Raw genomic sequence first — 10157 nt, 5'->3', positions numbered from 1 at the left:
AGCCCGTGACCACCGTGGCGGCGATCGCCCGCGGCATGCGCGGGGAGGGCTTCAACGTGCCGGAGAACCGGCGCATGTGGGTGGCCAACCCGGCCTCCCGCATCTGGACCTTCACCGGTTCCTACGGAAACGCTTAGTGTCGGTCCCGTGACCGTACGCAGCTACTCCTCCCTCCAGCCCGCCACCGAGCCCACCGTGTGGAGCCGGCTCACGCGACGCGACTCGCTCGCGCGCCGGCTGGACTGGACGCTGGCCGGGGCCGCCGGGATCCTGTCCCTCATCGGGACGTTGCTGGTGTACTCCGCCACCCGGGGGCGGACCGACCTCAACAACGGCGATCCCCAGTTCTTCCTGCTCCGCCACATCCTCAACCTCGCCATCGGCGCCGGCCTCGCCGCCGCCATGGTGTGGCTCGGCCATGTCCGGCTGCGCAGCGCCGCGCCCGTCCTGTACGCCGCGTCCGTCGTGCTGTCGTTGGCCGTGCTCTCGCCGCTCGGCTCCACCGTGAACGGCTCCCGCAGCTGGATCCAGCTGCCCGGCGGGTTCGCGTTCCAGCCGTCCGAGCTGGTCAAGGTGGGGGTCATCCTGGCGATGGCCATGGTGCTCGCCGCGTCGCTCGAGAACGACTCGCGGCCGCGCCCCGACACCCGGGCCGTGCTCCAGGCGCTGGGGATCGTCGCGGTGCCCGCCGTGTTGATCCTGCTGACGCCGGACGTCGGCCAGACGATGGTGCTCGCCGCGATCGCGCTCGGCGCGCTGCTCGCCTCCGGGACCGGTCGTCGGTGGATCCTCGGTCTGCTCGGCCTCGGCCTGTTGGCCGCGCTGGCGGTGTGGCAGGCGGGGTTGCTCGACGAGTACCAGATCAACCGGTTCGCCGCGTTCGCGAACCCCGCGCTCGATCCGGCGGGCGTCGGCTACAACACCAACCAGGCCAGGATCGCGATCGGTTCCGGTGGCCTCACCGGGCAGGGGCTGTTCCACGGCAGCCAGACCACCGGTCAGTTCGTGCCCGAGCAGCACACCGACTTCATCTTCACGGTGGCCGGCGAGGAACTCGGCTTCGTCGGGGCCGGCCTCGTCATCGTGCTGCTCGGCGCGGTGCTCTGGCGCGGCTGTCGGATCGCGATGCAGGCCCCGGACATGTACGGGACGATCGTGGCGGTGGGGATCGTCACCTGGATCGCGTTCCAGACCTTCCAGAACATGGGGATGGCGCTGGGCATCATGCCGGTGACGGGGCTGCCGCTGCCGTTCCTGTCGTACGGCGGCTCGTCGATGTTCGCGATCTGGAGCGCCGTGGGGTTGTTGCTCGCCATTCACGTGCGCTCGCGCACCCGCCTGAACTGAGCTCCGCCGCTCGGCTCAACGCGGTCGTTTCCCCCGCCCACGGCCCCGCCGACGACCGCGTCCGCCGAGGCGACCGGTGCCGTCGATCACCGCCGCCACCAGCCCGAGCAGGGCCACTCCGGCGAGCGCCAGCCACCACACTCCGTCCACGTGTGCGACGGTACCCCGCGCTGGTGATTCCGCCCACACCGCGGCACGCACAAGGCGCGGTCCGGTCAGATGCGACTTAGAGTCGTTCGAACCCCACTATGGAGGTTCCCCTTTTCATGAAGCTCACCGTCGTCGGCTGCTCGGGGTCATTCCCGTCCGCGGACTCGGCCTGTTCCTGTTACCTCATCGAGGCCGAGGGCTACCGGCTGCTCCTAGACATGGGCAATGGCGCCCTCGGCGAGCTACAGAAGTACGTCGGCCTCTACGACATCGACGCGATCGCGCTCAGCCATCTGCACCCCGACCACTGCATCGACATGTGCGGCTACTTCGTGGCCCGTTACTACCGGCACGAGGGCGGCCGCTGCGACCCGGTGCCCGTGTACGGGCCCGAGGGCACCGAGCACCGGCTCACCACCGCCTACGACGACACCCCGACCGAGAAGTCGATGAGCGAGGTCTTCGACTTCCACACCCTGATCTCGGGCGACACCTTCAGGCTCGGCCCGTTCACGGTCACGGCGGGGCGGGTCACCCATCCGGTGGAGACCTTCGGCTTCCGGGTCGAGCACGCGGGACGCGTGTTCTGCTACTCGGGAGACAGCGGCCGCTGCGACTCGCTCGCCCAACTGGCCGCCGACGCCGACCTGTTCCTGTGCGAGGCGTCGTTCACCTACGGCAAGGAGAACCTGCCGGAGGTACACCTCAACGGCCGGCAGGCGGGGGAGTGCGCGGAGCGGGCCGGCGCCGAGCGCCTGGTGCTCACCCACATCCCGCCGTGGACGGACGCCCAGGTCAACCTGTGCGACGCCAAGGCCGTGTTCGACGGCCCCGTGGAGCTGGCCCGACCCGGCGCGGTCTACGAGGTGTGAAACGCCGTAGGCTCGCGGCATGTCACGAATCGACGGCCGCGCGGCCGATGAGCTCCGTCCCGTCCGGATCGAGCGGGGGTGGAGCAAGCACGCCGAGGGCTCCGTCCTCGTCTCGTTCGGGGACACCAGGGTGCTGTGCACCGCAAGCGTCACCGAGGGCGTGCCGCGCTGGCGTCGGGGGAGCGGCGAGGGCTGGGTGACCAGCGAGTACGCCATGCTGCCGCGGGCCACCAACACCCGCGGCGACCGGGAGTCGGTGCGCGGCAGGATCGGCGGTCGCACCCACGAGATCTCCCGGCTGATCGGCCGTTCGCTGCGCGCCGTCATCGACTTCAGGGCCCTGGGCGAGAACACCTTCGTGCTCGACTGCGACGTGCTCCAGGCGGACGGCGGCACCAGGACGGCCGCGATCACCGGCGCCTACGTGGCGCTGGCCGACGCGGTGGCCTGGGCGCAGCGCGAGAAGCTGGTCAAGGCCAGGTCGCAGCCCCTGACCGGCGCGGTGTCCGCGGTCAGCGTGGGCATCGTGGGCGGGGTCCCGATGCTGGACCTGGCCTACGAGGAGGACGTCCGCGCCGAGACCGACATGAACGTGGTCTGCACCGGGGACGGCCGGTTCGTCGAGGTGCAGGGCACCGCCGAGGGCAAGCCGTTCGACCGCGCCGAGCTCGACGCGCTGCTCGACCTGGCGGTGGCCGGCTGCTCCCGACTCGACGCCGCGCAGCGTGCCGCGCTCGCCGAGGGGTAGGACGTGGGCGTGAAGAACCGAATGCGAGCGACAGCGGTGGCCGCCGTCGCGGTGATCGCGACGACCGGCATCACCGGCCTGACCGCGGGATGCGACGTGCAGCAGGCGGTGGACTGCGCGCGGATAGCCGTCGACCTGACCGGCAACCTCAACGACCTCCAGCAGGCCGTCGACGCGGGCGACGGCGACGCCTTCGAGACCGCGCTGAACGACCTCGACCAGAACGTGGAGGAGCTGCACGGCGTCGACGACGCGGACGCGGAGCAGGCCGGCGACTCGGTGGCGGCGGCGGTGGACAGCATCCGGGCGTCCGGCGGTGGCGAGGGCGGCGGCGAGATCCAGGTGGACCTGGCACCCCTCGGCGACGCGATCTCCGCGCTCAGCGGGGTCTGCTCCGGCTAGCTCGCGAGACGCGGCGGTACGCCGACCGCCGCGTCACGTTCGGCACTTCGAACGCGTTGCAGAATCTCGAACCGATCCCTTGACGTGGCCGGAAACTGCTCCTTAACGTGTCGCATCACCCGGTTGACTGCGTAGTCAGCCACATGTGCCGGCAAAGGAGCTGGTCGTGCCAGGACGGGTCTCGATGCGGGAGATAGCCAGGCGTGCCGGCGTCTCCCAGAAGACGGTCTCGCGGGTCGTCAACGGCGAGCCGCACGTCAGCGAGGCGCTGCGCGAGCGCGTCCAGCGAGAGATCACGCTGCTCGGCTACCTCCCGGACGCCAACGCCCGCGCCCTGGTCACCCGCCGCTCCCGGCGGATCGGCGTCATCACCACCGACACCGGCTACTTCGGGCCGTCCTCCGTGCTGCGCGGCCTGGAGCGCGCCGCCCGAGGCGCCGGCTACTTCGTCGGCGTCGTGCACGCCGACGAACACGACGCGGCCGAGACCACCCGCTCGGTCCGGCACCTGGTCAGCCAGGGCGTGGAGGCCGTCGCCGTCTCCGCGCCCGTGGCCTGGCCCTTCGACCTGCTGGCGGGGGTGCCGGCCGGCGTCCCGCTGCTGCGCATGGAGTACCCGGCGGGCCCGCCCGAGCCGGGCGTGATCCGGGTCGGCAGCGACGACGTCGACGCCGCCCGGGAGGCGACCGCCCACCTGCTGGCCCTCGGCCACCGCACCGTGCACCACATCGCGGGGCCGCCCGCCTGGACGGTGACCGGCCGTCGGATCAGCGGCTGGCGGGCCGCGCTGCGCGCCGCCGGCGCCCCCGAGCCGGCGTTCCGGCACGGCGACTGGAGCGCCGCCGCCGGCTGCCGGATGGCGGGCGAACTGCTGCGGGAGCCGGGCGTGACCGCGCTGTTCGTCGCCAACGACCAGATGGCCATCGGCGCGATGTACGCCGTGCGGCGCTCGGGCCGCCGGATCCCGGAGGACGTGAGCGTCGTCGGCTTCGACGACATCCCGGAGGCCGCCTACCTCTCCGTGCCGCTGACCACCGTCCGGCAGGACTTCACGGCGATGGCCGAGCAGGGCATGCGGCGTCTGGTCGCCGCCGTGAGCGAGGAGGGCCCGCTCGACGAGCCCGCCCAGGACGTGCTGATCCCCGGCACCTTCGTGGTCCGGGAGAGCACCGCACCACCACCGCACGTACCACCGCCAGCACGACCGTCAGCACGACCGCCGGCACCAGCAGTACCACCCGCACCATCAGCGACCCGACGGGCAGCGTTGCCCGAGGACGGGGGACGACGATGATCCCAGGCACCCCACCACCTCCCCGGAGCCGCGGTCCCGCCATGTCGCGGCGCGGACTGCTGCGCCTCGGCGGGGGCGTCGGCGCGGCGGCCGTGCTGGGCGGCGCGCTCAGCGGCTGCGGCCGCGCCGCCGAGGCGGACCCGGTCACCTCGGGCACCGTGGACCTGTCGTTCTGGACCCACGACCAGGCCTACGTCGACTTCTTCGCCACGGCGGCCCGGAACGCGGAGGCGGCCGGCGACGCCCCGTTCCGTTGGCGGCTGAACCCCACCAGGGCCGGCGCCCAGGACGTGGTGACCAAGACCATCGCCCAGGCCATCGCGGGCCGCGGCACCCCGGACGTCGCGGGCCTGGAGATCAACAACTTCACCCGGATGCTCCGCGGCGAGATAGCCACCGAACTGCTCGAACCGCTGGAGGGCCACCTCGACGCGGACGTCCGCGACGACCTGCTGACCGTCCGCACGGCGCCGTTCAGCAAGGACGGGCACCTCTACGCGCTCGACTCCGACGCGCCGCTGGTCGTCTACTACTACCGGGAGCCCGAGTTCGCCAGGGCCTCCCTGCCCACCGACCTCGCCACCTGGGACGAGCTGGCCGAGGCCGGCCGCCGGGCCCACGAGCGGCACGACGTGGCCATCGGCGCCGTGGCGGTCGGCAGCGACCTCACCCAGATCACCCAGATCTTCGACATGCTGCTGATGCAGCGCGGCGGCCGGTTCTTCGACGAGGACGGCACCCTCACCATCGAGACCCCGGAGGCCGAACAGGCCCTCGCCTTCCTGGCACGCGGCGTGCAGGAAGGTTTCCTCACCACGGTCTCCGACTTCTACGGCCCGGCCATGCAGGCCGCCCTCAAGTCCGGCCAGCTGATCGGCCAGTGGATGGCCACCTGGTACAAGATCTACGGCCTGATGCCCAACGTGCCCGAGCAGTCGGGGCAGTGGCGGATCCGCCCGCTGCCGGTCTTCCCCGACGGCGGCTCCCGCACCTCGTTCACCGGCGGCACCGGCTTCGCGGCGCTGCGCGCGAAGCGGAACACCCTCGCGGGCGTCGAACTCGTCAAGGCGGCCTTCCTCACCCCGGCCGAGCAGATCCGCCGCTACGTCGACCTGGGCTACCTGCCCACCAGGCGTTCCGTCTTCGACGCGCCGGAACTCCTGCGGATCGAGGACGAGTACTGCGGCGGACAGCGCATGGTCGAGGTCTACCGCGACCTGATCGACGAGGCGCCGGTGTTCTACCTCAGCGCCGACCGGCCGATCCTCGACACCGTGCTCAGCGGCCATCTGCTCCGCGCCTACCACGGCGACTCCACCCCGGCCCAGGCGCTGCGCGACGCGGCCGAGGACTTCCGCGGCCAGACCCGCGACCACGATTGAGGTGCCCGATGACCACACTCCAGGACGCCCCGCCGCGTAGGCGTCGGCAGCTCGCGCCCTACGCCTTCATCGCGCCCTTCTACGTGCTGTACGCGCTGTTCATGGTGGTGCCGATCGGCGCCGCGGTCTACCTGTCGCTGACCGAGTGGGTCGGCCTCGGCACACCCGAGTTCGTCGGCCTGCGGAACTTCGCCGACCTGGCCGGCGACACCAGCTTCCACAAGGCACTCGGCAACTCGCTGGTCTTCGTGTTCGTGAGCGTCCTGATCGTGGTGCCGGCCGCGCTGCTCATCGCCCAGGCGCTCAACACCAGGGGGCTGCGGGCCCGGGACCTGTTCCGGGTCACGTTCTTCCTGCCCATGGTGATCTCGCCGATCGTGATCGCCCTGGTCTACACCCTGGTCTTCGACCGGCAGTACGGCCTGCTCAACTCGGTGCTGCGGGCCCTGTTCGGCGCCGGGAACACCGACTGGCTCGGCGACCCCACGATGGTCAAGGTCTCCATCGGCTTCGTGCTGCTGTGGCGCTGGGTCGGGTATCTCACCATCTTCTTCCTCGCCGCCCTCCAGGCGGTGCCCCGCGAACGCTACGAGGCCGCCGAGCTCGACGGCGCGGGACTGATCAGGACCTTCACCGCCGTCACGCTGCCCGCCATCCGGCCGGTGACCGCGTTCGTCGTCGTCACCTCGTTCATCGGCTCCGCCCAACTCTTCGACGAGGTCTACCTGATCACCGGCGGCGGACCCGGCGAGGAGACGGTGACGGTCGCCATGTTCGTCTACCGGGCGGCCTTCGAACGCCAGCAGTTCGGCTACGCGGCCGCGGCCGGACTCGTCCTCTTCGTCATCGTCTTCGGGGTCAGCCAGATCCTGAACCGGGTGCTCTCCATCGGGAGGATCTCATGAGCGCCGTCGCCACCGCGCGAGACCGTCTTCCGGGAGCCGCCACCCCGCCGCCCGCCACCGGCAACCGCCCCAGGCGGCGCTACTCCCGCACCGGCCGGATCCTGCTCTACGTGACGCTCAGCGCGCTGCTGCTGGTCTTCGTCGCGCCGATGCTGTGGGCGCTCAGCGGCAGCTTCAAGCCGCGCGGCGACCTCTTCGAGTACCCGCCGAACCTGATCCCGTCCCCGGCCACCCTCGACAACTACCGCAACCTGCTGGACAGCCAGCCGTTCTGGAGCTGGTTCGCGATCAGTGTGCTCACGGCCGCCGCGGCCACCGCCGTCGCCGTGTTCGTCTGCGCGCTCGCCGGATTCGCCTTCGCCAAGTACCGGTTCGCCGGGAAGCGGCTGCTGTTCTCCGTGATGTTCAGCTCGCTCTCGGTGCCGTTCGCCGTGATCCTGGTGCCGCTCTTCGTCCTGGTGGTCAAGTCCGGACTGTCGAACCCCTGGTTCGCGCTCACCGTGCCCTGGGTGGCGCCGGCCTTCGGCATCTTCATGATGCAGCAGTACATCATCCAGTCCATCCCGGACGAGATCCTGGAGTCCGCCAGGATGGACGGCGCCAGCGAGTTCGGCATCTTCCTGCGGGTCGTACTGCCGCTGCTGCGGCCCTCGTTGGGCGCCCTCGCCGTCTGGCAGTTCCTCCAGAGCTACAACAGCTTCATGTGGCCACTGGTGTTGATCTCCAACACCGAGAACTACACCCTCCCGCTCGGCCTCAACATCCTCTTCAAGGCGGAGGCGCGGCAGTTCGACCTGGTGCTGCCGGGCGCCGTACTCGCCTCCGTGCCGACGATCCTGGTCTTCCTGCTGCTCCGCAAGCAACTGCTGGAGGGCCTGTCCGCCGGCGCCGTCAAGGGCTGACCCCCGTCCCGTCACCTCGCGCAAGGAGAGAAGAACCACCATGCCCAAGCTCCCCGACCGGGTACTGTTCGGTGCCGCCTACTACCACGAGTACCAGCCGACGCCCCGTCTCGAGACGGACCTCGACCTCATGCGGCAGGCCCACTTCACGGTGATCCGGGTCGGCGAGTCCGTCTGGTCCACCTGGGAGCCGGAGAACGGCGTCTTCGCACTCGACTGGCTCCAGCCGGTGTTGGACGGCGCCCACGAGCGCGGCATCCGGGTGATCCTGGGCACCCCCACCTACGCGGCGCCGCCCTGGCTCGCCCGCGCCTACCCCGAGATCAACGTGGAGCGCCGCACCGGCCAGCCGATGGGCTGGGGCGGCCGCCAGGAGATCGACTACAGCCACCCCGCGTTCCTCTTCCACGCCGAGCGGATCATCCGGAGGATCATCGCCCGCTACGCCGACCACCCCGCCGTCATCGGCTACCAGGTGGACAACGAGCCGGGCAACGAGATCTTCCACAACCGGGGCGTCTTCCAACGCTTCGTCGACCATCTCAGGCACACCTACGGCTCGGTCGAGGAGCTCAACGAGGCGTGGGGCCTCACCTACTGGTCCCACCGGCTGTCCACCTGGGCCGACCTGTGGACGCCCGACGGCAACGCCCAACCCCAGTACGACCTGGCCTGGCGCCGCTTCCAGGGGACGCTCACCACCGACTTCATCGGCTGGCAGGCCGACATCGTCCGCGAGTACGCCCGCGACGACCAGTTCGTCACCACCTGCGTCTCCTACCCGCGCCCCACCGCGAACGACGAGGCCCTCACCCGCCGCCTCGACATCACCGCCGGCAACCCCTACTACCGGATGCAGGACTCGCTCGCGCTCCCCTACGCGCGCGACACCGACCAGGGATGGACCACCGACGGCACCTGGGCGCTCTACCAGTCGGCGGACCGGATGTACTCCTCCCGTCAGGAGCCCTACCTGGTCACCGAGACCAACGCCCAGGCCATCGGCGCCCCCTGGATCAACGAACCGGCCTACGACGGCCAGTGGCGGCAAGCCGGCTGGGCCCTGGTCTCCCGTGGCGCCACCATGATCGAGTACTGGCACTGGCACACCCTGCACTACGGCACCGAGACCTACTGGGGCGGCATCCTCCCGCACAGCCAGGAGCCGGGCCGGGTCTACCACCAACTGGCCGAGTTGGGAGCCGACTTCGAGAAGGCCGGCGAACTGGTCGGCCGCCTCACCCCGGACGCGGACGTCGTCCTCGTCTACTCCACCGACACCAAGTGGGCGCTCCAGGAGACGCCCATGCTGCCGGACGCGAACCGTGGCCCGGACCGCGGCTCCTACGAGGCCGTCTTCAACGCCTTCTACCGCGGCGCCTTCGAGGCCGGCCTCCAGGCCAGGATCACCCACCCCTCGCAGCTCTTCGGGCAGGACCCGGCCGAGTACGCCGCCCGCCACCCGCTGCTGGTCGCCGCGGCGCTGCTGATCGCCACCGACGACGAACTGCGCTGGCTGGAGCGGTACGCGGCGGCCGGCGGCCACCTGGTGCTCGGCATCCGCACCGGCTACGAGGACGAGGAGGCCCGCGCCCGACTGGAGCGCAAGCCGGCCTTCCTCACCGAGGCGGCCGGCGTCTGGTACGACGAGTTCTCCACCCTCGACGGCCCGCTGCCGGTGGTCGCCGCCGACGACTCGCCGCTCGAACTCCCGGAGAACGCGAGGGCGACCCGCTGGGCCGACGGCCTCCAGCTCGCCGGCGGCGAGTGGTTGGCGTCGTACGTCCACCCGCACTTCGCCCGCTGGCCCGCCGTCACCACCCGCGCCCACGGCGACGGCCGGGTCACCTACGTCGGCACCGTGCCGGACCCGGCGCTGGCCGCAGCCGTCCTGCGCTGGTGCGCCCCCGAACCGGACGACGGCTGGCGCCCGGCGGCACCCAGCCAGACCGTCACGGGCGCCACGGCCCAGGACGGCACCCGGCTCAGGTTCGTCCACAACTGGTCGTGGCTCCCGACCGAGTTCCCGGTGCCGGTCGCCGCGCGCGACGTCCTGACCGGCGAGGACCTGGGCGCGGGCGAGTCGCTCCGCCTCGGCCCCTGGGACGTTCACGTCCTCGCCGAGGCGTAGGCCCGCCCGGTGGTTCTCCCCACC

Annotated in this window: 9 protein-coding genes; all 9 read left to right on the top strand. The window is 71.3% G+C overall.

The annotated features are described in order from the left end of the window. The first annotated feature begins 147 nt into the window (after positions 1–147). The 9 genes from rodA to E1283_RS24010 all read left to right on the top strand — a co-directional run bounded on the left by rodA (position 148) and on the right by E1283_RS24010 (position 10133). The gene (gene rodA / locus E1283_RS24050; protein WP_132820216.1) at positions 148–1347 is read left to right on the top strand and encodes a rod shape-determining protein RodA; all 1200 of its coding nucleotides are present in this window, start codon (positions 148–150) and stop codon (positions 1345–1347) included. Positions 1348–1613: 266 nt separating this feature from the next. Continuing rightward, on the top strand, positions 1614–2369 hold the full coding sequence (locus tag E1283_RS24045; protein WP_132820215.1) for an MBL fold metallo-hydrolase: 756 nt from the start codon (positions 1614–1616) through the stop codon (positions 2367–2369). 19 nt (positions 2370–2388) lie between these two features. Further along, positions 2389–3117 (top strand): ribonuclease PH, encoded by a 729-nt coding sequence (gene rph, locus E1283_RS24040; protein WP_132820214.1) that lies wholly within the window; start codon positions 2389–2391, stop codon positions 3115–3117. A gap of 21 nt (positions 3118–3138) precedes the next feature. Further along, positions 3139–3519, top strand: a complete 381-nt coding sequence (locus tag E1283_RS24035; protein ID WP_132820213.1) for a hypothetical protein — start codon at positions 3139–3141, stop codon at positions 3517–3519. A 166-nt stretch (positions 3520–3685) separates the two neighbouring features. Beyond that, positions 3686–4813, top strand: a complete 1128-nt coding sequence (locus E1283_RS24030; RefSeq protein WP_207930509.1) for a LacI family DNA-binding transcriptional regulator — start codon at positions 3686–3688, stop codon at positions 4811–4813. A 41-nt stretch (positions 4814–4854) separates the two neighbouring features. Continuing rightward, positions 4855–6195: an ABC transporter substrate-binding protein gene (locus tag E1283_RS24025; RefSeq protein WP_243745059.1), complete on the top strand. Its 1341-nt coding sequence runs from the start codon at positions 4855–4857 to the stop codon at positions 6193–6195. An 8-nt stretch (positions 6196–6203) separates the two neighbouring features. After that, positions 6204–7100: a carbohydrate ABC transporter permease gene (locus E1283_RS24020; protein ID WP_132820212.1), complete on the top strand. Its 897-nt coding sequence runs from the start codon at positions 6204–6206 to the stop codon at positions 7098–7100. Continuing rightward, the gene (locus E1283_RS24015; RefSeq protein ID WP_132820211.1) at positions 7097–8002 is read left to right on the top strand and encodes a carbohydrate ABC transporter permease; all 906 of its coding nucleotides are present in this window, start codon (positions 7097–7099) and stop codon (positions 8000–8002) included. The genes E1283_RS24020 and E1283_RS24015 overlap by 4 nt, the downstream gene beginning before the upstream one ends. A gap of 40 nt (positions 8003–8042) precedes the next feature. Further along, positions 8043–10133 (top strand): beta-galactosidase, encoded by a 2091-nt coding sequence (locus E1283_RS24010; protein WP_132820210.1) that lies wholly within the window; start codon positions 8043–8045, stop codon positions 10131–10133. The last annotated feature ends 24 nt before the right edge of the window (positions 10134–10157 follow it).

The sequence above is a fragment of the Streptomyces hainanensis genome (genome assembly GCF_004348415.1).
Classification (GTDB): Bacteria; Actinomycetota; Actinomycetes; order Streptomycetales; family Streptomycetaceae; genus Streptomyces; species Streptomyces hainanensis.
This window is presented reverse-complemented; position numbering and strand designations above follow the sequence as displayed.

Bases quoted from the DNA above. Each gene is read 5' to 3' on its own strand.
- E1283_RS24045 (WP_132820215.1), top strand. From the start codon at position 1,614: ATGAAGCTCACCGTCGTCGGCTGCTCGGGGTCATTCCCGTCCGCGGAC.
- rph (WP_132820214.1), top strand. From the start codon at position 2,389: ATGTCACGAATCGACGGCCGCGCGGCCGATGAGCTCCGTCCCGTCCGG.
- E1283_RS24035 (WP_132820213.1), top strand. From the start codon at position 3,139: ATGCGAGCGACAGCGGTGGCCGCCGTCGCGGTGATCGCGACGACCGGC.
- E1283_RS24025 (WP_243745059.1), top strand. From the start codon at position 4,855: ATGTCGCGGCGCGGACTGCTGCGCCTCGGCGGGGGCGTCGGCGCGGCG.
- E1283_RS24020 (WP_132820212.1), top strand. From the start codon at position 6,204: ATGACCACACTCCAGGACGCCCCGCCGCGTAGGCGTCGGCAGCTCGCG.
- E1283_RS24015 (WP_132820211.1), top strand. From the start codon at position 7,097: ATGAGCGCCGTCGCCACCGCGCGAGACCGTCTTCCGGGAGCCGCCACC.
- E1283_RS24010 (WP_132820210.1), top strand. From the start codon at position 8,043: ATGCCCAAGCTCCCCGACCGGGTACTGTTCGGTGCCGCCTACTACCAC.